This is a genomic window from Photobacterium frigidiphilum (genome assembly GCF_003025615.1).
Classification (GTDB): domain Bacteria; phylum Pseudomonadota; class Gammaproteobacteria; order Enterobacterales; family Vibrionaceae; genus Photobacterium; species Photobacterium frigidiphilum.
On the sequence record NZ_PYMJ01000015.1, the window covers coordinates 74,207 to 99,949 of the forward strand.

A 25,743-nucleotide genomic window follows, 5' to 3' on the forward strand; every position below is an offset into this window, starting at 1 on the left:
TAATAAGTAGTATACCCATGAATAAGACAGTGCTTGCTGTAGCGGTTTCTGCACTCTGCGGAAATGTACACGCTGCTGATATGTCATCAACACCATCACAAAATACATCTGTTTCTCAAACAAATGTTGTAATGGTAACCGCTCAAAAAATTGAAAAAGCGCCTTATGAAGTGAATGGCTCCGTAACGGTTATTACATCCGACGAACTGGAACGCGAAGGTGCAACAGAGCTTTATGATAGCTTGAAAAATATTCCCGGTGTCAGTGTTAGCGGTGGTGCGGGGCGTCCTCAAAATATCACGATCCGTGGTATGCGCGGTAACCGTATCAAAATCATTGAAGATGGTGTTGAAACGGGTGACGGTTACGGTGCTGATGATTTGAGTGACAAAGTGGGGCGCAATAGTTTTGATCTGTCTGCGGCGAAACAGCTCGAAGTCGTAAAAGGTGCAGGATCTTCTCTTCATGGTTCTGGCGCCCTTGGTGGCCTAATCGTAATAACGACCAAAGATGCATCTGATTATTTAACACCACATAAAAATACAGCAGTTGAAGTCAGCACTAATTATGTGGGTGAAAGTGACAAAATCAAAGGCACAGTAAACTTTGCACAGCGCATTGGCTCTTCAGAGCATCTAGTACGTTATAGCCAATGGACGGGTAGTGAATCTGAGAATTATACTGGTGAAGTATATGATCGAGATGTTGACGGATTTGATCTTTCTCTAACCAGTAATTTTTATATTGGTGATCACCAAGAAATTAAAACCAAAGTCTCTTATTACGAAGATACAATGGATCGTAATGATCATGATAATTATAAGTCTGGTGATTTTAACGAAAATACAGTGACCTCTTCTAATAAATATCAAGCGACGTATTTGTATAACGATGCTGACTTTGTATTATTTGATGACGCGAAAGTACTGGGTTACTACCAATCGACCAAAAGCAACAATAACAAAACACGATATAAAACTAAGCTAGTTCAAAATATAAATTACAAATTGCTGTTACTTGAGAACGGTCAGTTTGATGAAGAAAAAGTGGGACTGAAAACAGAATTCCAACGCCACCTTGATAACCAAAATATAGTATGGGGTGTTGATACTGTTTTTAAAGAGCACTCAAGAACGCTTGGAAAAGCCGTTATTAGCGATGGTTCTACATCTACTTCCCAAACGAATCCTTTTGCTGATGCCAATACATTTAATATTGGTATGTATGCGCATGATGACATTATGTGGAATGCATGGGATATCGGTTTCGGCGTTCGATATGATTTTCACCAGTTAACCCCAAAAGATAAAAATCAACTAGCCAGCAATGGTTATAACTTCGCACTTAGTGATACCACATCAAGTGAAATATCACCGTCATTCTCGATAGGTTATAACTTTACCGATGAGCTGAAGACGTATTTTAGCTATAACCACGGCTTCAATTCACCTAATTATGCCAAAGTGTATGGCTATGTACCTCATGATGGTGTACCGCCATTTGAGATAGTACCGAATTATAATCTGAAAGCTGAAACCAGCGACAACTTTGAGATCGGTGTGAAATCTCGCATGGGTATTTACAGTGTCAATGCTGCTGTGTTCTACAGTGATTTCGATAATTTTATTCGCACAAACCGAACGGGTATGAACAGTGATAATGGTCGTATAACCATTCAATATGTGAATCTCGACAAAGTGAAGTCATACGGTTTTGAGATGGGTGCGAGCGCTGAAGTAAGCGAAACAGTAACCGCTTCTGGTAGTGTCGGCATAGTGACCGCAGAAGAAGAGAACGGCGCATACGTTGAAACATCGACCCCGTGGGAAGGTAATTTAGCGCTTCATTACAGCCAAGATTTTGATGCGTTTGTGCGTTGGAATTTCGCGGCTGCGATGAATAAAGTACCAACCTGTTCTGATGGTGAATGTGTGACCACAGCAGGCTGGGGCACGGTTGATTTAGGTCTAAGTTATGAGCCTATTACGGATCTATTTATTAGTGGCAACCTTAATAACCTCTTTGATCGCGAGTATGTACGTTACCAAGATGTAGGTGGCATGTCGGATGCGCTATCAAAATACAATGCTGAAGCGGGACGTAATTTCAACGTCTTCGTGAAGTATAACTTCTAAGGGGGTGTTGTAATGAAAAAGCACCTTTTAGCACTCTTGCTCCCTATTGTAGGCTCTTACTGTTCAGCACCGTTAGCAAGTATGATCGATTTTCCGTTAGACCCTTTTTATGTAACGTCTAGCGATGAAGCAAAGCAACTGCTCGCGCAGCGTTATACGTTAACTGGCTTAGTGAATGAAAGCGTTTCAACGAGTTTGTTGTCTACGCAATATCGATTTTATCAAGGCTTTGCTAACGCTGTAGCGTGTAGTAGCTCGGTGGTTGTTACCGTCGATAGAAACACCAAAGAAGTGATGCAAATTTACACGCACCTTCTAGACGAAAATGAATGCCAATCAGCGAAAGAAGATAATCGAGCGATTGATCTTGATACACCAGAGCAAACCTATGGTCCTCATGTTACGGCGGGTAATGTAAAACAAATTGTTACCACGTCACTTAATGTTTTTGATCCTGATCCACTAACGGCGTTGGAAGATACAACATTGGAATATTCCGATGTGATATCAAATGCGGCCTATTCACTGTATTCCGATATTGAAGTGACAGAAGTGGCTGGTACACGGTATTTAGAAAATAGCCGTGTTAGGGCTGTCGATGTACGTGCTTTTGACCTTGATGGCGATGGTACCTTGGAAGCTGATGTTAGCCAGCAAGGGATCATAACGTCGGCAAGTGATTTCACGATAGAACGAGATATAAAAGATTATGAAAATAAGCATACCCAGTTCTTAGATACTATGGCGTTTTATCACATTGATAAATCAGTGCAGTATTTACAGCAACTTGGCTTCGATATTGTCAGTGAAAAACCTGTTCAGTTTGATGCTTTCTTTGGCAATAAAGATAATTCAACTGCGTACTTAGCCCAAAATGTGATTGTATTTGGCAATGGCGTATCTGCCGATGCAGAAGATGCCGATGTGATTTTGCACGAGCTGGGTCATATGATTAATTTCTCTTTAGTTAAACGTTGGCGTGACGGTGATACTGGGGCGATTGGCGAAGGGCTGGGAGATTATTGGGCGGCTTCTTCTCGCTATCGCACTAATAAAACATTTCAACCTGATATCGTATTCAGTTGGGATGGGGTAAATACCTCGAAAACAAGTACGCGTATTTTGAATGATGCTGAAGCACGCTATGTACCTGGTGTATCGTATCCGGCGCATGTGGTCAGAAATGGTTCTAATGTCGATCAGTTATGGTCAACGCCTTTATTTCAAGTATTGAAGCTTGCGATTGCTGAACACGGTGAGCCCGCACATGAACATATCGATCGCATTATTTGGGAAGGTATTGCGGCATTAGGTGGCGGAGTAACAATGCCAGATGCAGCTCTAAGTATCGTAAAAGCGGCAGAGCGGCTCTATCCTCAAAGCAATTACAGTGACTTATTTGTTAAGCAGTTTAAAGCGCACAATATTTTAACGAATGCTGTTGCTTTTTATGCGCCACAGTTCTTGATGATTAAAGATGGGAAAACCAAGGTTACACTCGATCTGTTTAATCTTTCAGGTAAAAACATTCATACATTTACAGGGCGTTTTGAACAATCTGATGATGTTCTTTCGTTTGATACCGCTTTAAGCAGTAAGAAACAACAAGCCACGATCACAGTAAAAGTACCCGACAGTGTGCAGTGTGGTGAAGCATTCACACTTAATGCTGAAACGGTTACAGATTTTAATAACCAGCAAATTCCGACTCAAGGTGAATACAGCATTCCGTTTGTCGTGTGTACACCCAAACTGACTCACACTCCAAAAGTGGAAAATTCAACCTTGAGCGATGCAACCTCTACAGAAGGGGGGCTCTTGGGGAATAAAATTGGAGTTAAATCGTATTTACTGACCTTAGCTGATACCGCCGTGCTGGATAACGATTTTTCAGTTTCGCTGCATATCAAACATAAGCGCATGTCTGATTTAAAAGTCACGTTAACGCCCCCGGTCGGCGATCGTGAAATTACGTTGCTCGCTTATGAAAACATTCAACAAGGTGAATATAACCAGCAATTGATGTCCCGATTTAATCAGGAAGTTAATCGCTTGAAAGGTGAATCACTTGAAGGGACGTGGACGTTAAAAGTAACCGATCGCGCCGTAGGTGAAAGTGGCGAGCTGGTTTCTTGGGGCATAGCTAATATTTCAGGTTATAGCAAACCAGAAACAGCAACTGATGAAACGAATAATAACAATGGAAACAACGGAGCGACGGACAATGGCAGCGGATCGGGTGGAGGAAGCCTAGGTTGGTTGTCGTTGTTTATGCTTGTCGTCATTAATAAATTAAGAAAAAACACTCCGTAATAATAGGTGAAATAATGAATTTTAAACTTTCCATCGTTGGTGCAATTGTCAGCATTGCATTAACCGGTTGTAATGGATCTTCCGACTCTGTTTTAGATGGTATTTCCACGGGCGGCACAGACTCTAAATTAACGTATACGTTAACAGGTAAACTTAGCGAGGGTTTCAGTGATGGCATAATGGCCTGTGTCGATCTTAATAGTGATTTGACGTGTGATGACAGTGATATTGTTATTGAATCTACCAATGGTACTTTTACGTTAAAAAGTGACAGCTCATCGTTATTAACCAAACCTGTCGTGGTCTATGGCAGTAACGTGAATTCAGTGAAGCTATCTAACGGGTATGATTTTAAGTTGATAAGCCCTGCATCGAATGAGTTTGGAGAAGGTAAGGTGATTACGGTTTCAGCCGTATCATCGCTTGTTTTTTCAAAAATGAATGATGCGATAAACCCGTTACTGTTTTCAGATGCAGTGAAAAGCGTTAAACAATCCCTTAATACGCATATCAGCAGTGATATAGATAATATTTTTGAGATCGAATTATCTGATGAGACGGAAAAGCAGAAGCTCAATCATTTTAATGACAACTTTGTGCAGTATATGAAAGAACTTGATGCAAACGGAGGGTTTAAATCAAGCTTATTGAAAGCCGGAGCTGAAGTTGAATATGTTGTAAAAGCCTTTGCAGCCGATGATAAAGATGCGATGGCAATTGTTAAAGAGAAAATTAAAAACAGCACCATTAAAGCCTTTGGTTCTAATGATACGGGTGTTACTCAACATTTTGTAAATGGTGAAATGCAAGCTCAAGCCAGTGATGAGTTTCCTGGGCAAGATGCCGATTATGGTCTTGATAGCAATGGAATATCAGGGTTTAACTTAGTCAAAATTGACAATAAAGGTAACGAGCTTACACAAAGTGCCGAAAATTGGGATTGTGTCAAAGATCTTAATACCGGTTTGATGTGGGAAGTGAAGGTCGATGATGTTACAAGCCCCCGCTATAAAGACAGAGACTATGAACTGAAAACGGCAAACTATACGCCTAACAAAAACGATCATGCTCTTGCGACGTGCAGCACAGATGGAAACAGTGATTTTTGTAACACCGAGCAATACGTTAACCACATTAATACAATCAAGCTATGTGGTAAAAGTGATTGGCGTTTACCAACAGCTAACGAACAGTTTGATTTATTGGATCTGAGTGAATCGCGTAAACTGCCCGATGCTGATTTATTTACGGGTATGAACTTGAATTTCTTCCCATATGTAAATGGTGGTAATGATGATCTTGGTTGGTATTGGAATACGACCCGTTTCACAACAGATGATCCTGAAGCGCTTATTTATACCAGTGTTGATCAAGCAGGAGATACCATTGGGGATCTAACTTACGGCATTGACCTTTGTAAGAACGATAAAGCCATTGATGAAGATGGTTGTTATTACGAGAATGCGCTATTGGTTCGCTTGGTTACAGAATAAGGGATAAGAAAAATGAATAAGACATTAACGGCTGCATTATTAGTTGTCTCTGCGTGTTCTAGCTATGTACAAGCGGCCACAGAAGCTCAAATTTGTATTCAGGCACCCCGTACCGCACCTGATGGCCGTTTTGAAGTCAATCAAAACGGCACAGTGAAAGATCTGAAAACAGATCTAACATGGATGCGTTGTTTAGTCGGAATGAAGTGGGATGGCACTAGCTGTATTAATGAGCCTTTATTGCAAACATGGCAACCAGCCCTTCAAACAGTAAAAAACATTAATACCAATACGAAGCATTATTTATATCAACTTGGTGGGGTTACAGAGTGGCGTTTACCTAATATTAAAGAGCTGCAAAGTATTCATGAGTCTTCATGCTACCAACCAGCAATTAATGAATATGCATTTCCTAATATAGGTAAAGATATTTATTCGAATGCTAGTACTGTATGGTCATCAACCCCAGCGCATTGGTCGAAAGATCTCTTTGTGTTTGGTGTAGGTGATGGCTCTGTTAGTCGACGAGATGGCAGTTCTGCCTGGGCTGAATATTCAATGTTATTAGTGGCGAATCAATAAGTAATTTTTGATATAGGTCTAAATAAAAACGCCAGCTTAGTTTATAAGCTGGCGTTTTTTTATCTGCTTCTCTTGATTAGTTATTACTTTTATAAATACTGATATTACGGCTTAGTCCACAGCGATTAACGCATACGGAACACGTCTGTTTTCTGATCACTTTGCACATCGGCAAAACTGCGTACGAAAGGGCCTTGTTGACGAATGCTAGAAGATAGCCCATCAATCACACTTTTCGCTTCATCTTTTGTTGCGAAATCACCGTAAATAACAGCGTACCAGTTTTGACCACGACTACGCTTCCAATTCACCCAGATAGGATCTTGACCTTTTATCTCGCTGATATAGCCCCGCACATCACGCTCTTCGCTGATTGCGAGTATCTGAATGGTAAAACGTGCTGGGTCCATATGCCCATACGCTTCGGTGGTGGTCATTACCCCCACGCATTGAGATGCATCATTTGAGGCATTGTTGGTGGCACAGCCAGAAAGAAAGAGTAGTGCTACAAGAATTATTACATTACGCATCAATTGTCTCCATACAGATCTTTATAGTGTTTATAACGGCCAATGGTGAAAAAAATAAAGCAGAATCTCGAATAATATCGAGATAAAACCAATGAACCAATACAAACGAACCAATGGCTTAGGTGAAATATTACTCATGTGAAGAGAAAAAGGCTCACAAGAAGTGACTATTATACGAAGTTAAGATTAAACTGTATATATATACAGTTGCCCGTGTAATACGAGCACAAGAGAAGTACACGAGGACGTTATGCTTACGCTGCCTATATTTATGGAATCGGTGAAATGCGGTTTTCCATCACCAGCCGATGGGTATCAAGAACAATTAGAACTTGATGAATATTTAATTCGAAATCCGAATGCCACGTTTCTGTTAAGGGCATCAGGTGAATCGATGATTGGCGTCGGTATTTTTGACGGGGATTTGCTGGTGGTTGATCGGGCAGAGCAGGCCGTTGCAGGGCGAATTGTGATTGTGCGTATTTATGATGAATTTACATGTAAACGCTTAATACGTTACAACGATGCATGGTGGCTAAAAGCAGAGAATCCAACATTTAAAGCCTTTCCTATACCGGAAGATGCTGAAATATTTGGCGTGGTTACACGTAACATACATGACTTGTTGAAAGCATAATGACAGGTCACCTTAGTGGGTATAAAAATCAGGTATGGGCACTGGTCGATGTAAAGAGTTTTTATTGTTCTTGTGAGCAACTGTTTGATCCCTCATTAGTCAATAAACCCGTGGTGGTATTGTCGAATAACGATGGGTGTTGTGTTGCCGTTTCTGAGCAAGCGAAAGCATTAGGCATACAGCGTGGCGCACCTTGGTTCAAAATTGAGCGAGAAGCACGGCAGCTAGGTGTACAAGTTCGCAGTTCTAACTACACCTTGTATGCTGATATGAGCCGACGATTTATAGAAGAACTACACCGTTTTTCCCCTCATGTAGAGCAATATTCAATTGATGAAGCCTTTGTGCGTTTAGATGGCTTCAGGCTTGATACTCTTGAACAATACGGATCAACAATACGAGAAACCATTCGCGAGAATATTGGTTTGCCAGTGCGTGTGGGTATCGGTGCAACGCCGACATTGGCCAAACTAGGCAATCAGGCAGCGAAGCAATTTGAATGTAGAGTGGAAGGTGTCATTAAAATTGATTCAGATGTACGTCGCCAATGGATTCTTGAACGAACAGATATACAAGATATATGGGGGATAGGTGCTAAAACAGCGTCACGGTTACGTGCTATAGGCATAGATAACGCGCTGCAACTGGCGAACAAGACCCCTGCAGATATGCGTCGACTGTGGAATGTTGGTTTAGCGCGTACAGTCATGGAACTGCAAGGCATTGCTTGTATTGAGCCTGGAGACATTGATGAAACGCGTAAACAAATATTATCAAGCCGAAGTTTTGGATCGGGTATTTCCAATTTCGATGAATTAAAAGCAGCGTTAGCGTTTCATTGCCAGCGTGCGGGAGAAAAACTGCGTAAGCAAGGTAGCCAAGCCAATGTTGTTGGTGTGTTTTTACGTACGAATAGGCATAAGAACCTGCCACAACATAATAGAAGTAGTGCTATGCCACTAAGCTGCCCCAGCCAAGACACTTACAAGTTTCTTGATCTTGCTTTGTTGCAGTTAAAGCAACTTTACCGCCTTGGTTATGAATATCAAAAGATTGGTGTAATTCTTAATGAACTAACAGAGGCGAAGAACGATAGCTTTCAATTGGATATGTTTGATACTAGTGCACTTGATGAACATAAACGGCGAGATTTAATGGCAATCACTGATCAAGTGAATGCTCGATTTAAAAACGGTATTAAGCCGGCATCTGTTATTGGGTCAACAAACTGGCATATGCGGCAAGCTTTTCGCTCTAACCGCTGGACAACACGGTTAGATGAACTTCAGATTGCGAAGTGTTAATTATAGAAATAATGGGTATGTATTGTTATAGGTAAATACAAGAAGGGTAGAATGTAAGAAGTTGAAGTAATGCATTAAATATATGAGCGTAGTCGCATATGGTGATATTTTGTGAGATTAATTCCCTTCAAACGCCGATTTATTATATTCATGAGCTAGTATGTGTATAGTTTTATATGCAGCCTGGTGATGAATGCTAGACAGGAAAGCTTATCAGCTCCGTACTGATTTTAAGATAACGCCGTCCATATTGACGGCTCTCCATGCCTTACCTGAGAGTGTTTGGCTGTCTCACGTTAACCAAGCGTGTTATTTAGGTCAGTGGCAAGTGTATCCTTTGCGAGGGCTTGATAAGTACTCCCGACAATCGCCAATATTACAAGCATTTTCTTTAGAAGAATCAGTCTTGGTCGATGATTTTTCCGATTACTCAACATTAATGGCATTTCCTGATCTAACAACCTTTATCGCACAGCTTTCCTGTCCCGTACTTTCCGTTCGGTTAATGCGCTTACGGCCCGGAGCAACGATTGCACCGCATCGCGATCATGGTCTATGCATTTCTCAAGGACAAGCTCGTTTACACCTGTGCTTGCAGACCGATCCCCACGTCGATTTCATTGTGGCTGGTGAGTCGATTCACATGGCAGAAGGTGAGCTGTGGTATCTCAATGCCGATAAGGAACATGCTGTTTACCATCGGGGAAGCATTGACCGTATTCATGTAGTGATTGATTGTGTGGCAAATGATTGGCTGCGAAATATGTTGGATCTACCTGAATATCGCGAGTTAACTAACCGTTCATTAAGAACTAAGGTGCAGTTTGATCGTAAAACGGCACCTGAAATGGAAATCAGCACGTATTAGCTTTGGCAAGTGTGTTGTAAAGCTAGCGTATTCCGCAGGTTCAGAGCCGGGCTACACCTTATCGTTTTTACCATCAACTACTGACACTGCAAAAACCGAGGGTTAATAATAATGCGAAAAGGATCACCAGTAGAATTAGATCAGCAACGTCGTCATTTTATCGGCTCTAGTTTTGCTGTCTTTAGTGTGGCCTGTATGGCCGGGTTATCAGCTCCGGCATTTGCCAACAATCATTTACTAACGGACATTGCTTCTCAAGGTAACCTCAGTCGAATTACGCAAAAACAGGTTGCTTCAATGGGAATAACCGCGCCAACCTTTACGGTTGAAACACCTGAAGGTGAGACGCTAACATTAACACGTCAGCTGCGTATAGCGCGTCGATATCAGGATCTCTTGTACCTTTCATACCAGAACGAGCCCTCATTTCATGTCTATGATTCAGTCTCTTTGCAGTATCGTTTCGAAATCCAATTTAGTGATCAATTAGGCATATTAAAAGATTTTGCAGTGGGTGAAAGTAGCGATGTTTTTACGCTGTTTACCAGCCAGCACGCCATTACTCACCTGAGTTCCAATGGGGCGTTTGTCCAAAAAATAGGTGAGTTTGGAATTGATAAACCGGAGCAGCTGAACGGACCCAGTTCATTAACTATAGATTCCTTGGGCAATATTCACGTGTGGGACTCGGGGGCGCGACAAATAAAAGTCTTCACCTCTGATAACCATTTTGTGCGCCAGTATGGTCAAGCGCGATTAAGTCCGGTGCAAATGGTGAGAAGTATTGATGGTAGAGATCCTATTGTGGTAGTCGGTGGCCAAAGTAGAAAGCAAAGATGGACGTTTGCGGTGTAGTTAATGGTAACTCATGTGTATTTAATGGGAAATAATTAAGCTTGTTGATAACACTAATAATACAAATCATGTTTAACAAAACATAAATTAAATATACACAAGAAAGCACGAGTTTTTATTGATAACAGTAAGCAAATAACTAACAACTTAATCAATGTAGAAATAGAACCTTATGTCAAAATATCAAGAGTTAAAGCCTTTGTTGGCAACAAAAATTAGTTCAGTGGATCCGACGTTGGAGAAACTTTTTAACCAGTCGTTAAGATCGCAGCTTGCTTTACATTTGAATACATCGACTCACAGTGAACTGGCATCAACATTGAGAACGTCTTTGAATGATTTAACACAGGCGTTATTAAATACGCCAGATAGTGAACATCAAGCATGGGTAGATCTTTTTGGGGATGCTTCAGAGGCTCTGCTTGCGATATATAAAGATTTAGCGCTTTCTGAAAGCGAACGCCATACCTCCTATATTAATGCTACTGGCCAGGTTATGTCAGTCGATGACGCCATTCATACCCTAAAAGATATATATCGAGTTAAAGCGTTTATTAGAGGGCTACAGCAAGCCATTATGATGCGTATTGGAAACAATTCCACACAACAAATACATCTTGTATACCCCGCTTGTGGCCCTTTGGCCCCTTTGCTTCTGCCGTTGTTGAGTTATTGTGCTGGCAAAGGAATCACGGCCGAGCAGCTTACTATCACTCTAATCGATATTCAGCCTGGCGCAGTGAAAATGCTAAACCGACTGGTCGACGATCTGGCTGTTCGTGATTACATCAAAGCCATCTTATGTATGGATGTCATGGACTATCAGCCGGATTGTTCTATTGATATTTTAGTGATGGAAGCCTTTCAACATGGTTTAAGCCATGAAGGTCATATGAGTTTTGCCCGTCACCTCAGCCAATTTATGGCTAAAGACGCTGTGATGCTGCCAGAACAGGTCACGATCAAGGCGGTGCTGGCCAAAGGCCAGCGAGAATACAACGACCAGTGGCAACAGCAACCCCGCTGTCATTCAACATTAGTTAATCTGTTAATCCAAGCAGATCGCATTGAACTCGGCAATGTGTTCACACTCACGCTTGATAAACTGAGAACCATGCCAGTGCTGCCTCTGGGTGATGGCTTTGAAATTATCGAATGTGAACAAATTAAAATTCCAGCTGGTGTAGTAGATATTGCTCAGCGAATTTTATTGATGACGGCAAGCGTCACGGTATTTGGCGAAGAGAAGATTGAGCAGTATGACTCCGGTATTACCCATCCTCGGTCTGATATGTCCATATGTATCGACTTCACACCTAAAGTCCCTGAGCCTGATGATCTGTTAGTTAAAAGCGGTGACCACATCAAGTTTTACTACAAGCTTTGTGGTACCCCGGGCTTCTTACCCACTTTAGCTTAGGAGGCGGCATGGAGAACAATACTCATATCCAGCCATCCATGTACAAAAACAAAGTCGCATTGGCGACGTCGAATTACGGCACACTGTCAGTGATTCTTTGGTTGCGCCAACAAGGGTTCTTAAACGGAGTGCTTCTTTATGGCATGAAAGGACAAGAACGGGCTCAATTCGAAGCTCAACTCACCGGCAGTGCTATTCCCTTTGTCTACGCCGAAAATAATGATGAAGAAACCGTTAAGCATCTTGATAATTGGCAGACAGAGCTACTGATTGTCTTCAACTGTGGAACGATTCTCCCTGAACGCATTTTTACATTTCCAACTTTTGGCACCATCAACCTGCATGCAGCTGGATTACCCGACTATCGCGGTCCACACCCCATTTATTGGCAGATAAGAAACGCTGAAAAAACACTAAAACTAACAGCCCATCGAGTGACTAAAAAAGTTGATAGCGGAAACATTGTGGCACAGCTGAGCATCGACATTGGTAAGTATGATACTCATCAGACACTATTGGGGAAAGTCCTACAGCATACGCCATCTTTATTAGAACAGCTTTTTTTTCTTGATTTATGCATTGATAAAACACCGGGAAAAAAGCAACTAGAGAGAACGACGAAAAGCGCTCCTCGCGTTACTCAACAAGATCTTTTTATAGATTGGAAAAATGTTACCGCGAAAACTTTATGTAACCAAGTTCGGGCAGGCAATCCAATATATGGTGGGGCAATTATTTCCTTAGGTGAAAGTAACGCTCAACTTTTACAAGCATCTATTGTCTCCACTCCAACTTATGGCGCCAAGCCTGGCACCATCATTCATATTTCGCCTGAGCAGGGCGTGTTTGTTGCTCTAAAAGAAGATGTTATCCGGCTAGATATTGTAGCCAATTCAGAGGGTGTGTTTGACGGTTACCGTTTTTCACAAGTCTTTGGGTTAAAAACAGGCATGCAATTTAACTAACAGTGAATGGAGAATATGTTATGGAAGAAATGATGGGGTCAATTAAGTTTTTTGGGGGCAATTTCGCGCCGAAGGATTTCGGGTTTTGTGGAGGGCAACTAATTGCCATTTCGCAGAATCAAGCCCTCTATGCCATTTTAGGTACCACATGGGGCGGTGATGGTCGCACTAATTTTGCATTGCCGGATATGAGGGGCCGTGTGCCTATTGGGGTCGGACGAGGAGTTGGTTTAACTGAGGTATTTCAAGGGCAACAACGTGGTTCCGAACTAATGGAGCTAGGTATTCAGCACTTGCCTAGCCATTCTCATGATGCAACGTTTACACCTACCACTGTAGGAGCTAGCTCTTCACCCACAGCGACTGCATCAGTCAATGCATTTTCCGGACAAGGCAATCAGGATAGCCCCGCAGGGAATTACTGGGCATTAGGCAATGTCGTTGACGGCAGGTCAAATCTTCCGGTGAAAAATGGATATTCCAGTACAGCAGACACCACTATGGCTGATGACGCTGTCAATGTCGCTATTTCAGGAGTGGGCGGCATCACTGGTGGTGATGTCGCAGTTGGTGCAACTGGAGGGGGACAACACTTCCCTATTATGCAGCCCAATTTAGGGATGCAATATATTATTGCGCTTCAAGGTTACTTCCCTAGTCGTAACTAATTGCTTATGAAAAGGCCAGGAGAGCGTTCCTGGCCAAGATCAGCATTGGAGTGGCAACTTAATTTAGGTGGAAGTCAGGTTAACTGTAAGGATACAGTAGATATGTCCAGTTCACGTTTTTGCAAATTATTGACCTTATTGGTTGTTATTGTGGCAACCCACTTCAGTCATACTTCTGCCGCTACGGAAACTATTGGTTTTAATGACAACAGAATTACTTATAGTAGTAACCTAGACACAAGCCTTCTTCCAGAGCTCTTCCCCATTCCATATCCAGAACCATCATATGTAACATCGCCAGAAACATTTATCTTCGAAGCCGATGGCACCAATGCTACGCACTTTGATGTGGCTGAAATGAACATTTATTCATTTGGGACAGCGTACACTTTAGATAGTGGAACCCAGGTTGTATTTAAAAAGGCAGATGGCTCTATTATTACCACCCTATCTGTGTCTGGCACCAGCACAATTGCAAACGGTAACGGAAGCAGCGGCGGCGGCTCTACGTTAACCTCCATCTTTGGATCTTTTACTCCAGTCCGCCAAGTCGCCCGCATTGAATTTACTATCGCAACAGATAACCCAGGAGAACAACTTGCTAATGCTACTTTCCAGAATCTGGTCATAGATAACGTTAACAGCGCAACCGCCGATAGTAGCGGCATATTAACTGCTGCGGGTGACGTCTCCGAGCCTGTGGATATTCCCACAACAGCCTTGGGGTCTGGCAATGCGACAAATGTGTTTGATTTTAGTATTGCAGACGGCGGCAATGGTGACGGTCTCTCTCTTGATGTCAGCCAAATCGACCTTAACCTGTCGGGCAGCGCCTCGACTAACTTTTCAAAACTTAGGTTCAATCTTTCCGGCTGTACAACCCAATCTGGTATCGTGCCAAGCGGCTCGGTCGTCAGTTTCACATCAGCCGGCATTTCAATTGCGGAAGGCGGCAATACCACCTGTACCGTCGCCGCCTATTGGAACGACAACACGGGAATCACCGACAACCAGACTTTCGCAATCTCTATCGATGGTGATACCGATTTAACGGTTGATAGCGATAAAACCCAAATGAGCGGCAACAACAATGCTGTATCTACTGGAGATATGGCAACAACAGTGTCGGCAGCCCAGCTCGTATTTAGCACCCAACCCGCTGGCTCTACATCTGGCAGCACCCTGACAATACAACCCGTTGTGACGGCACAAGATGCCGCGGGAAATACCGACTCAGATTTCACAGAATTAGTGAAGTTGACCCAAGCGGATGCAGAGAATTTATCCGGTGATGTCGATGTTGCCGCTATTAGTGGTACAGCCACCTTCACCGATGTCGCCTATACCGCCACAGCAGATCAGCAAAGCTTTACTCTCACTGCCAATGATGAGGATGGTGTAGGATCTGATCTGTCAACGGTGAATGCCAATACGGTGACTTCTGACGTAGTGGCAACACAGCTTGTTTTTGACACCCAACCGGCACCACTTTCTGTACAAAGTGGTGCCAGCCAAACCCTAATTATCGTTCCCGTTGTTTCGGCAAAAAACGCTGATGGCACGGTGGATACGGACTACAGCTTAGGTATTACTTTAGCTGAAGTGAACGGTGCTGGTACTGCAAACTTGTCTGTTACCGGTGATACGGATGGCAGTAGTTCAACTGTGACTATTTCGCCCAGTTCGGGAGTTGCGACTTTTTCCGGGATGCAGCTTATTTATACCTCTTTGGGAAGTAGTAACGAGAGCTTTAATTTACAAGCAAGTGCGAGTGGTCTATCTATCGCAAACAGTAGCCAATTTACCGCATCCGTGAATGCAGCACCGACGGATATTAGCCTGAGTTCAAGCAGTATTAGCCAAAGTTCAACCGCTACAGGGGGAAATGTCGGCACATTTTCCACAACAGATACAGACGCGAGTGATAGCCATAGTTACTCCTTGGTAAGTTCAGGCACAGCTTCTAATGGCACGTGTAGCGGTAATGATGGCAATAATACAAGCTTCCAACTTAATGGCAGTACATTGGAAACGGCACTTGCGCTGTCGCCTGGAAACTATGCTATTTGTATTCAAACCAACGATGGTACGACAACCTTCGAAAAGAGTTTGGCCGTGACAGTGAACGATGACGTTGTACCGACCATTGGCGCGGTCTCTATCCCTAACACGGACCATAAAGTGGGCGATACAGTCACAGCCACCATTACAGTATCAAGTGACAGTGATGACTATACTTCTGGCAGCGGTGCAATCAGCGGAACCATTAATGGTTATACCTTAGGTAGCTTAAGTAAAGTTAGCGACACTGCTTACACTGCAACTTTCACTATCACCGATGGTGGTACAGATGTGGCTGCTGGCTCTGATATTGCCGTAAGTCTGACGCTTGCTGATTCAAGCGGCAATACGAGCAGTGCCTATACCACAGGGATTAGTCAGGCAAATGATGCCATTTACGCCAACTACCCCAAAGTTATACTGGGGGCAGATACCAATACCATCAATGAAGATGGAGGTATTAGCACTTTGACTGCTTCTCTATCGAATAGTTTGAACAATCAGTGGCCGGAAAATATTACTGTCAATTTGGCCTACTTGGGCACGGCCACGGTAAGTACGGATTATACCAAATCAGACACTATTCTAATTTCCGCTGGGAGTAGCTCTGGCTCAGCTGCGATCATGGGCGTGGCAGATACCTTGTATGATGCTGCTAGCGCAGAAACTGTGATTGTTGATATCTCTTCTGTTTCGGTTGGTAGTGAAGACGGTACCCAGCAACAGACTATCAGCATCACTGATGCTGAATCCGCACCCACGGTATCTCTGTCGGTTGGTAGCGATACTGTGGCCGAAAACAGCGGTACCTCAAGTATCACTGCGACACTGGAACATCCTTCCAATGAAGATGTTACAGTCAATTTGACCTATGCCGGAACCGCAACAAGCGGTACGGATTATGCGTCGCCAAGTAGCAGCATTATCATTACAGGCGGCACCACGACAGCCAATGCTGCAACCGGAATTACCGGAACTGACGATGGTGATGAGGAAGGTACTGAAACCATTATTATTGACATTATTGGCGTTTCTGGTGGCGGTGCTTCGGAAAATGGAATACAACAAAAAACAATCACGATCAGCGATGATGATGACACAACCCAACCATTGATAACCAGTATATCAGTACCTGAAAACAGTACCTATACTGCTGGCGACACTCTCAGTTTTACGGTTAATACCGATGAAAATGTGACCGTCAGCGGATCGCCTAGTTTGACATTGATTATAGGTGGGACCACTAAGTCGGCGGTTTACTCATCGGGCTCTGGTACAAAAGCATTGGTATTTGTTTATACCGTTGAAACTGGCTTGAATGACGATGATGGTATCTCGGTTACCTCTTTAAGTACGAGTACTAACGAAATTCAAGATACAGCGGGAAATGATCTAATCGCAACTCTCAACGCGGTTGGCTCGCTGGCTAATGTACTTGTTGATAGTGTTGCTTCGGCGGTAACGGTTGTAAGCGCCACGACAGGCAATGGCAATTACAATGAAGGCGATGCCATTAATGTAACGGTGAGCTTTGATGAGGCTGTAACGGTGATGGGCACACCACGTTTGCTTCTAGATACTGGTACGACAGATCGATATGCAAACTATATATCAGGCTCGGGTAGTGCAGCGCTAACTTTCCAATACACAGTACAAGCAGGCGATACCACCAGTGATCTGGACTATACAAATACGAGTGCGCTTAGCCTTAACAGCGGAACCATTAAAGACAGTGCAGGTAATGATGCGACGCTCACTTTGCCTTCCCCAGGAACGGCTAATAGTCTTGGTGCCAGCAAAGCGATTGCCATTGATACTACTGAGCCAACCATTACTATCGGCAGCGACAAACCGAGCCTGAAAGCAGGTGAAACCGCGGCGTTGACCTTCACCTTAAGTGAAGCCAGTTCTGACTTTGCGAACGGTGATATCACGGTTGTTGGCGGAATCTTGAGTAGCTTTAGCGGCAGCGGCACCAGCTATTCTGCGACCTTCACGCCAGACAGTGATCGCACTGCGGCAGCCACGATTGATGTGGCCGCGACTACCTTTATCGACAGCGCGGGTAACGATAATACCGCGGCAACTCAGCTTTCGCTTACACTGGATACCTTGTTGCCAACCATCAACATTACCAGTGATAAACCGAGTCTGAAAGCCGATGAAACCGCGACATTGACCTTCACTTTAAGCGAAGCCAGTTCTGACTTTGCGAACGGTGATATCACGGTTGTTGGCGGAATTTTGAGCAGCTTTAGCGGCAGCGGTACCAGCTATTCGGCAGTATTTACGCCAGACAGTGATCGCACCGCGGCAGCGACCATTAATGTGGCCGCGAATACCTTTATCGACAGCGCAGGCAACGATAATACCGCGGCAACTCAGCTTTCGCTTACACTAGATACCTTATTGCCAACCATCACTATCGGCAGCGATAAACTGAGCCTGAAAGCAGGTGAGACCGCGACATTGACCTTCACCTTAAGTGAAGCCAGTTCTGACTTTGCGAACGGTGACATCACGGTTGTGGGCGGAAGTTTGAGCGGCTTTAGCGGCAGTGGCACCAGTTATTCGGTAGTATTTACGCCAGACAGTGATCGCACTGCGGCCGCGACCATTGATGTGGCCGCGACTACCTTTATCGACAGCGCGGGTAATGACAATACCGCGGCAACTCAGCTTAGTATTTCGCTTGATACCTTGTTGCCAACCATCACTATCGGCAGCGATAAACCGAGCCTGAAAGCCGATGAGACCGCGACATTAACCTTCACTTTAAGCGAAGCCAGTTCAGATTTTGCGAACGGTGATATCACGGTTGTTGGCGGTAGTTTGAGCAGCTTTAGCGGCAGCGGTACCAGCTATTCGGCAGTATTTACGCCGGATAATGATCGCACTGCGGCAGCGACCATTGATGTGGCTGCGAATACCTTTATCGATAGCGCGGGTAACGATAATACCGCGGCAACTCAGCTTTCGCTTACACTGGATACCTTGTTGCCAACTATTGCTATCGGTAGCGACAAACCGAGCCTGAAAGCAGGTGAGACCGCGGCGTTGACCTTCATCTTAAGCGAAGCCAGTTCAGATTTTGCGATCGGTGATATTACCGTAATTGGTGGTAGCTTAAGTGCCTTTACGGGCAGCGGCACCAGCTATTCTGCGACCTTTACGCCAGACAGTGATCGCACCGCGGCAGCGACGATTGATGTGGCCGCGAATACCTTTATCGACAGCGCGGGTAATGGCAATACTGCGGCAACTCAGCTTAGTATTTCGCTTGATACCTTGTTGCCAACTATTACTATCGGCAGCGACAAATCGAGTTTGAAAGCCGGTGAAACCGCGGCGTTGACCTTCACTTTAAGCGAAGCCAGTTCAGATTTTTCGAACGGTGACATTACCGTTGTTGGCGGTTCGTTAAGTGCCTTTACGGGCAGCGGTACCAGCTATTCGGTAGTATTTACGCCAGACAGTGATCGCACTGCGGCCGCGACCATTAATGTGGCCGCGAATAGTTTCATCGATAGCGCGGGTAATGACAATACTGCGGCAACTCAGCTTAGCATTTCGCTTGATACCTTGTTGCCAACTATTGCTATCGGCAGCGACAAACCGAGCCTGAAAGCAGGTGAGACTGCGGCGTTGACCTTCACCTTAAGCGAAGCCAGTTCAGATTTTGCGAACGGTGATATTAGCGTAGTTGGCGGTAGCCTAAGTGCCTTTACGGGCAGCGGCACCAGCTATTCTGCGACCTTCTCGCCAGACAGTGATCGCACCGCGGCAGCGACCATTGATGTGGCCGCAACTACCTTTATCGATAGCGCGGGTAATGACAATACCGCGGCAACTCAGCTTAGTATTTCGCTTGATACCTTGTTGCCAACCATTACTATCGGCAGCGATAAACCGAGCCTGAAAGCCGATGAAATCGCGACATTGACCTTCACCTTAAGTGAGGCCAGTTCTGACTTTGTTGAGGGTGATGTCACGGTTGTTGGTGGAAGTTTGAGCAGTTTTAGCGGCAGCGGTACGAGTTACAACGCAACATTAACGCCATTAAATGACGGAGCGGTAACAGTAACGGTATCAACGGGTGCTTTCACCGACTTATCTGGCAATGCTAGCCTAGCTGCCGAACAATTTACCCTTCAATATGATAGCTTACGTCCTTATATTCAGTCTTTAACGCCGGATGATGATGCGAATAACGTATTGATTAATGCGTCATTGGTGTTGGGTTTCAATGAAGATATGGTTTCAGGAGTGGGTAGCCTCAGCATATATGATAAAGCTGAAACTAGTTTACTGGAAACGATCAGTCTAAGCAGTAGTCATGTTTTGATTGATGGTGCGCAGGTGACGATTAATCCCAGTACCGCTTTTATCTCCACACATAGCTACTATGTCAATTTTTCGTCTGATGCGTTACTCGATATGGCGGGTAACACCTTCGCGGGTATCAGTGATACGACTACCTACAATTTTACCATTGGTAACAATGTCCCGATTTTAACGGATGATACCCAGTCAGTTGCAGAAGATAATAGTGTCGCAATTGCGGTGCTGGATAATGACAGTGACAGTGATAGCGAAATAAACCTCGCGAGCGTTACGGTAACGACTCAACCAACTCACGGTAGCACTAGCGTGAACACTGGTACAGGCGTGGTGACGTACGTGCCTGATGATGATTATTCTGGCATCGATACTTTTTATTACCGAGTGGACGATGTATATGGAGGTCAGTCGGTAGTTGCGAAGGTCACTATCACCGTAACTGCGGTCGCTGATGATCCTGTTGCTGTTGCCGATGTGGCGGCAACGGATGAAGATGAACCTATTATCGTCGATGTTCTAGCAAACGACACGGATTCCGATACTGGTGACAGTATGGATAGCAGCACATTGATAGTGGTTATTCAACCTTTGCATGGTGTAGCCACCGTAGAAAGTGGTCAGATCCTCTATGAACCAGAGATAGATTACACGGGAAGTGATGTATTTAGCTATACAGTACGGGATAGCACTGGGCGTCTGTCTAATTCTGCTGAGGTAAGAGTTAATATTGCGGGTATTAATGATGCACCTGTGGCACTAGCTGATAACGCAGTCACCGATGAAGACACGATGGTAGAGATTGCGGTATTGCTTAATGACAGTGATATAGATGGCTTTGTGGATATCACAACCGTTGCGGTAGTTCGCCAGCCAGTAGAGGGCACTATAGGTGTGTCTGAACTTGGTGTCGTGAGTTATACCCCAGAAGCTAACGTCCATGGAACAGACAGTTTTACTTATATCGTGAAAGATAATGAAGATGCGACGTCGGAAGAGGTAACCGTTGATGTGATAATTAATAGTGTCAATGATGCCCCTGTCGCCAATGACGACATTGCGACTTTGCTTGAAGATAGCACGCATGCAATTAATGTCTTAGGGAATGATAATGATATTGACGGCCAGTTAGATTTCAGCAGTGTTAGCGTTATTAGCCCGCCTTCACAGGGTAGCGTGAGTGTAGCAGGAAATGGGACTATTTCTTTTACACCCGCAACAAATTTTAGTGGAGAAGATAACTTCACCTATCAGGTGAGTGATGAACTGAGCAAATTGTCGAATACTGCGAAGGTGACGATTACGGTGCAACAGGTGAATGATGTGCCACTTGCAAACGATGATCGTGTTATTACAACAGAAGATAATGCAATTACGATAAACGTGATTGCCAACGACAGTGATGTGGACGGGACTCTCGATACGACAGCTCTCACTATTGACTCTGCACCTACAAGTGGAGTGCTAATCAATAATGGTGATGGCACGCTGGTTTACACGCCGAATGAAAACAGTCAGGGCAGTGACAATTTCACTTATACCATCCGCGATAATGAAAATGCACTATCAAATAGTGCACAAGTGAGCATAACAATAGAGGCGGTTAACGATGTACCTACGCTATCGGGCACACCTAATACAGAGATTGCTCAGGGTGAAAGTTACAGCTTTATCCCTCAAGCGAATGATGTTGATGAAGATACGCTGACATTCAGTATAACTAATCGACCCGCTTGGCTGACGTTTGATGAATCTAGTGGCGTATTGAGCGGTACGGCAAATAACGCAGATGTTGGAACGTACCTTAATATTGAAATGAGTGTTAGTGATGGGCAAGAAACGGCTGCATTACCCGCTTTTGCAATCACAGTCACGAATGTTAATGATGCACCAACGATAACAGGGTCTCCATCAACTCACGTTAATGAAGATGAGACTTATACATTCACACCACAAGTTGACGATATTGATACGAATGACGCTTTAAGCTTCTCTATTATCAACAAGCCGAGTTGGGCAAACTTTGATGTCTCTACAGGTACGTTAAGTGGAACGCCAACAAATAATGATGTTGGTCTTGTGAGTAACATTGTTATTAGTGCCACTGATGGTGAAGAAAGTGTTGCTTTACCAACGTTTAGTATCACTGTGAGTAACGTGAATGATGCACCAATAGCAGAAAATCTTTCAGTGAACGTTAACGAAGACAGCAGTATCACAATCGAACCTAATCTTGAGGATGTGGATAGTGCTACCTTGAGCCTATTAACGATGACCCAGCCACAACATGGCTCACTAGAGTCAACCGATAATGGGCAACGTTGGATCTATACTCCTTATGTCAATTATTACGGAAACGATGTCTTTAGTTATCAGGTAACGGATGGGAAGTCATCTTCCGCAACCTACACTGTGGATCTCGCGATTGCTGCTGTTAATGATTCTCCAGTAACAAGTGATGATAGCTATGTGATGGAAGGTAATAGTAGCGGCAGTTACTCCCTTGACGTACTGAGTAATGATAGTGATGTTGATAATGATAGCTTGCGACTCGACTGGGTCAGTGCTACGTGGGGGATCGTTACCATTATTAATGACAGAGTATTGTTTAGCGCTAAGCAAAACGGAACGGTGACACTAAGATACAACGTTATAGATGGAAACGGCGGAAGTGATATAGGGCTGGTACGCTTAACGATAGAAAGCAGCGCATTACAGGGGCCACAAATCACTCCTCCAGAGGATGTTGAGTTGAATGCTAACGCATTGTTTACCAAAGTGGCCCTTGGTGTGGCGAAAGCCTATGACAACAGTGGTAAGGCTTTACCAATCTCATTAGTAAATAGCCAAACTTTCTTCCAGCCAGGTAATAACATCGCCTATTGGCGCACTGAAGATTCACAAGGCAATATTGCGGAAGCCAGCCAGAAGGTGACTGTCCATCCGTTGGTGGAAATAGAGAAAAATAGCGATACGACAGAAGGCACATCACACAAAGTTCATGTTTATCTGAATGGTTTGTCACCACGCTATCCTGTCGTGATCCCTTATACCGTCTCTGGAAGTAGTGATGATAGCGATCATGATCTTCGCGATGGTAGTGTCGTCATTGAAAGCGGCAGAGTCGGCGAAATTCAATTCACTATCTTTGATGACCTCGAAGATGAAGGTCAAGAGTCACTGACCATCACCCTTGAATCTACGAGTAATTTAGGCAGTAAAAATACGCATACATTGTCTATTCTTGAGCAGAACATAGCCCCGAAAGTCGCGATATCGGTTTCCCAGCAATCTGAGCAACGACAGCTTATAGAGAGTAGCGATAAGGATGTCACTATTCTCACGGAAGTGACAGACAGCAATGTGGGTGATAGTCATGATTATTTATGGAGCAGTCAAGAACCGTTGTTGGTCAACACCAGCACAGAATCTAAACAATATATTTTCTCTCCAGAATTACTGACTTCAGGCATTTATGTACTTAACTTAAAGGTCACCGACGATGCAGTGGAATCATTATCAGTATCGACAGATATCTATATCGAGGTGGTCGAACAGCTAGCGGTGTTAGGCGCTGAAGATACTGATGGTGATTTGATCCCAGATAATCAGGAAGGTTTCTCTGATTCGGATCTGGATGGTATTCCAGATTACCAAGATGCGATCAGTGAATGTAACGTTATGCAGGAACAGGCTATAGAATCTGGGCGCTATCTTGTTGAAGGTGAGCCGGGTGTATGCTTACGAAAAGGAAATACAATTTCAGGTAATGAAACGGGGGGGATTCAGCTGCTAGATAGCGAGATTGCCACCAAACTAAGCGCTGATAAGGAAGCAGAAAATATCGGTGGGGTTTTCGACTTTATTGCTTATGGGCTACCTCAAGTTGGACAGAGTTATCAGGTTGTTTTTCCTCAGCGCCTACCTATACCGGCCAATGCAGTTTATCGAAAGTTTAAAAAAGAAAGTGGCTGGATTGATTTTACTATCGATCAGTTTAATTACCTCTCTTCGAGTGAGGGAGAGTCTGGTTATTGTCCACCTCCAGGCGATCATACTTGGGTTCGAGGATTAACAGAGGGCTATTGGTGTGTTCAAGTAACAATTCAAGATGGTGGTCCGAATGATGATGACAGTATTGCGAACGGTACTGTTGTTGATCCCGGCGGTGTTGCTGTAAGAGCCAGTGGTAATACATTGCCAATCGCCCAGAACGATACAGCCACAATCAGTCTCAATAGCAGTGTGCATATTGATGTGCTGAGTAATGATAGTGATGCTGATGGTGATTTAGTCAATATTGTTAACGTTAGTGCAGATTTCGGAACGGTAGATATAAGCAACAATCAACTGTTCTATACCACAGAAGATGAATTTTATGGTGTTGCAACCGTTAGCTATAGCATTACAGATAACAATGGCGGTACTGCTTTTGCCAATGTAACGGTAAATGTCGTGAATAGTTTGACACCTATAGCCGTTGATGATCAGGCTGAAACCGATGATCAAACCGCATTGATTATTAATGTGCTGAGTAACGACACTGATCCTGATGGTGATAGCCTAACCGTTATCTCAGCAACAGCTCAGGAAGGAGGAGTAATAATCAATAGTGACCAGACGTTGACTTATACACCTCTGGCTGGTTACGAAGGGGTTGATGCCATAACTTACCGAATTCGTGACGATAGCGGACTAGAAGCGTTGGCGGTAGTGAAAGTGCAGATTACTTTGAAACGTTCCGGTGTGATTGAGAACTCGGCGGGCGGTAGTGTAGGTGGAGGGGGAATTTTGTTACTGTTATTGTTGGTCTTAACCCGTCGTTATGGTCGAAAAATAGGGCTTGGGTTACTTGCGCTTATTAGTTTTAACAGCCAAGCAAATTGGTTTATTGAAACAGATCTTGGGTACAGCAATGCACATGAACGATCGGATGTGAAAGCCAGTTCCGTTACTAATAGTGATGGGACTGATTTTTTTTGGTCTATTGGGGTCGGCTATTCACTGAATGCTAAGTGGGAGCTGGTTGCTCGTTACATAGATCAAGGGAAAGGAAGTGCCACAATTAATGACAGTATGGTAGCAGATGAAAGCCATCAGGATGTAGCCAAAATAACCCCTGTACTGGTAAGTGGTGTCGGGATTGATGTGAGTTATTCTTTCTGGCAGGCTGATACCTTTACTGTAAATGCTACTGTAGGGGGAATGTACTGGAAGACTGACTTTGAAAGCTGCTTATGTGACAGTGCGGTGCAGGGAAGCACGATTAAACAGAGTGATGATGGTATAGACCCTTACTTAGGGTTTGATATTGAGTCAGAGATTAGTGAAAACTGGATGGTTGGACTAGGAGTAACGCGATATTTTATCGATGCTAATGACGTTGATAGTATTGCTTTAAAGTTGAAGTATCGTTTCAGTCAATAAATTAATTGCGTGAACTCATATCGAAAGTGTTATTAGGCATCAAATCGATGTGATAAATACGCTTCAATCAATTTGATGTTCAATTTTTAAGGGCTACATGCCTATCGCAAAGTGCTAGGGTCTGTCTTAATATTCGCCTTATATCAA

The 25,743-nt window shown here is 43.9% G+C and carries 13 protein-coding genes; 12 read left to right on the top strand and 1 reads right to left on the bottom strand.

What is annotated here, in order from left to right; all coding sequences use genetic code 11:
• Positions 1-17 precede the first annotated feature (17 nt).
• From C9J12_RS15445 to C9J12_RS15460, 4 genes are read left to right on the top strand one after another with little or no spacing between them, the layout of a single operon-like run.
• Complete coding sequence (locus C9J12_RS15445) at positions 18-2,135, top strand: TonB-dependent hemoglobin/transferrin/lactoferrin family receptor (RefSeq protein WP_107243530.1); 2,118 nt, start codon at positions 18-20, stop codon at positions 2,133-2,135.
• A 12-nt stretch (positions 2,136-2,147) separates the two neighbouring features.
• Entirely contained in the window at positions 2,148-4,448 is a 2,301-nt protein-coding gene (locus tag C9J12_RS15450; RefSeq protein WP_107243531.1) for a proprotein convertase P-domain-containing protein, read from the top strand.
• Positions 4,449-4,462: 14 nt separating this feature from the next.
• The gene (locus C9J12_RS15455) at positions 4,463-5,941 is read left to right on the top strand and encodes an Lcl C-terminal domain-containing protein (RefSeq protein ID WP_107243532.1); all 1,479 of its coding nucleotides are present in this window, start codon (positions 4,463-4,465) and stop codon (positions 5,939-5,941) included.
• A gap of 12 nt (positions 5,942-5,953) precedes the next feature.
• Positions 5,954-6,523, top strand: a complete 570-nt coding sequence (locus C9J12_RS15460; protein ID WP_107243533.1) for an Lcl C-terminal domain-containing protein — start codon at positions 5,954-5,956, stop codon at positions 6,521-6,523.
• A gap of 125 nt (positions 6,524-6,648) precedes the next feature.
• Here C9J12_RS15460 and C9J12_RS15465 read toward each other — a convergent pair whose 3' ends face one another.
• Positions 6,649-7,053, bottom strand: a complete 405-nt coding sequence (locus tag C9J12_RS15465) for an SPOR domain-containing protein (RefSeq protein WP_107243534.1) — start codon at positions 7,051-7,053, stop codon at positions 6,649-6,651.
• A 250-nt stretch (positions 7,054-7,303) separates the two neighbouring features.
• Here C9J12_RS15465 and C9J12_RS15470 point away from each other — a divergent pair, with 250 nt between their 5' ends.
• The 8 genes from C9J12_RS15470 (at position 7,304) to C9J12_RS15505 (ending at position 25,596) form a co-directional block, all read left to right on the top strand.
• Positions 7,304-7,690, top strand: coding sequence for a LexA family protein (locus C9J12_RS15470; protein ID WP_107243535.1), 387 nt, complete (start codon positions 7,304-7,306; stop codon positions 7,688-7,690).
• Positions 7,690-8,994, top strand: a complete 1,305-nt coding sequence (locus tag C9J12_RS15475; protein ID WP_107243536.1) for a Y-family DNA polymerase — start codon at positions 7,690-7,692, stop codon at positions 8,992-8,994. The genes C9J12_RS15470 and C9J12_RS15475 overlap by 1 nt, the downstream gene beginning before the upstream one ends.
• 193 nt (positions 8,995-9,187) lie before the next feature.
• Positions 9,188-9,862 carry an aspartyl/asparaginyl beta-hydroxylase domain-containing protein gene (locus tag C9J12_RS15480; RefSeq protein ID WP_107243537.1) on the top strand — a complete coding sequence of 225 codons (675 nt, stop codon included), beginning with the start codon at positions 9,188-9,190 and terminating at the stop codon, positions 9,860-9,862.
• Between the two features lie 111 nt (positions 9,863-9,973).
• Positions 9,974-10,717 (top strand): NHL repeat-containing protein, encoded by a 744-nt coding sequence (locus C9J12_RS15485; RefSeq protein ID WP_107243538.1) that lies wholly within the window; start codon positions 9,974-9,976, stop codon positions 10,715-10,717.
• 172 nt (positions 10,718-10,889) lie between these two features.
• Entirely contained in the window at positions 10,890-12,137 is a 1,248-nt protein-coding gene (locus C9J12_RS15490) for an SAM-dependent methyltransferase (protein WP_107243539.1), read from the top strand.
• A gap of 8 nt (positions 12,138-12,145) precedes the next feature.
• On the top strand, positions 12,146-13,102 hold the full coding sequence (locus tag C9J12_RS15495; protein WP_107243540.1) for a methionyl-tRNA formyltransferase: 957 nt from the start codon (positions 12,146-12,148) through the stop codon (positions 13,100-13,102).
• Positions 13,103-13,134: 32 nt separating this feature from the next.
• Positions 13,135-13,770 carry a phage tail protein gene (locus tag C9J12_RS15500; RefSeq protein ID WP_227876375.1) on the top strand — a complete coding sequence of 212 codons (636 nt, stop codon included), beginning with the start codon at positions 13,135-13,137 and terminating at the stop codon, positions 13,768-13,770.
• A 102-nt stretch (positions 13,771-13,872) separates the two neighbouring features.
• Positions 13,873-25,596 carry an Ig-like domain-containing protein gene (locus C9J12_RS15505; RefSeq protein ID WP_170111793.1) on the top strand — a complete coding sequence of 3,908 codons (11,724 nt, stop codon included), beginning with the start codon at positions 13,873-13,875 and terminating at the stop codon, positions 25,594-25,596.
• Positions 25,597-25,743 lie beyond the last annotated feature (147 nt).

Coding starts and splice junctions, on each gene's coding strand:
- C9J12_RS15445 (WP_107243530.1), top strand. CDS start 18: ATGAATAAGACAGTGCTTGCTGTAGCGGTTTCTGCACTCTGCGGAAAT.
- C9J12_RS15450 (WP_107243531.1), top strand. CDS start 2,148: ATGAAAAAGCACCTTTTAGCACTCTTGCTCCCTATTGTAGGCTCTTAC.
- C9J12_RS15455 (WP_107243532.1), top strand. CDS start 4,463: ATGAATTTTAAACTTTCCATCGTTGGTGCAATTGTCAGCATTGCATTA.
- C9J12_RS15460 (WP_107243533.1), top strand. CDS start 5,954: ATGAATAAGACATTAACGGCTGCATTATTAGTTGTCTCTGCGTGTTCT.
- C9J12_RS15465 (WP_107243534.1), bottom strand. CDS start 7,053: ATGCGTAATGTAATAATTCTTGTAGCACTACTCTTTCTTTCTGGCTGT.
- C9J12_RS15470 (WP_107243535.1), top strand. CDS start 7,304: ATGCTTACGCTGCCTATATTTATGGAATCGGTGAAATGCGGTTTTCCA.
- C9J12_RS15475 (WP_107243536.1), top strand. CDS start 7,690: ATGACAGGTCACCTTAGTGGGTATAAAAATCAGGTATGGGCACTGGTC.
- C9J12_RS15480 (WP_107243537.1), top strand. CDS start 9,188: ATGCTAGACAGGAAAGCTTATCAGCTCCGTACTGATTTTAAGATAACG.
- C9J12_RS15485 (WP_107243538.1), top strand. CDS start 9,974: ATGCGAAAAGGATCACCAGTAGAATTAGATCAGCAACGTCGTCATTTT.
- C9J12_RS15490 (WP_107243539.1), top strand. CDS start 10,890: ATGTCAAAATATCAAGAGTTAAAGCCTTTGTTGGCAACAAAAATTAGT.
- C9J12_RS15495 (WP_107243540.1), top strand. CDS start 12,146: ATGGAGAACAATACTCATATCCAGCCATCCATGTACAAAAACAAAGTC.
- C9J12_RS15500 (WP_227876375.1), top strand. CDS start 13,135: ATGGGGTCAATTAAGTTTTTTGGGGGCAATTTCGCGCCGAAGGATTTC.
- C9J12_RS15505 (WP_170111793.1), top strand. CDS start 13,873: ATGTCCAGTTCACGTTTTTGCAAATTATTGACCTTATTGGTTGTTATT.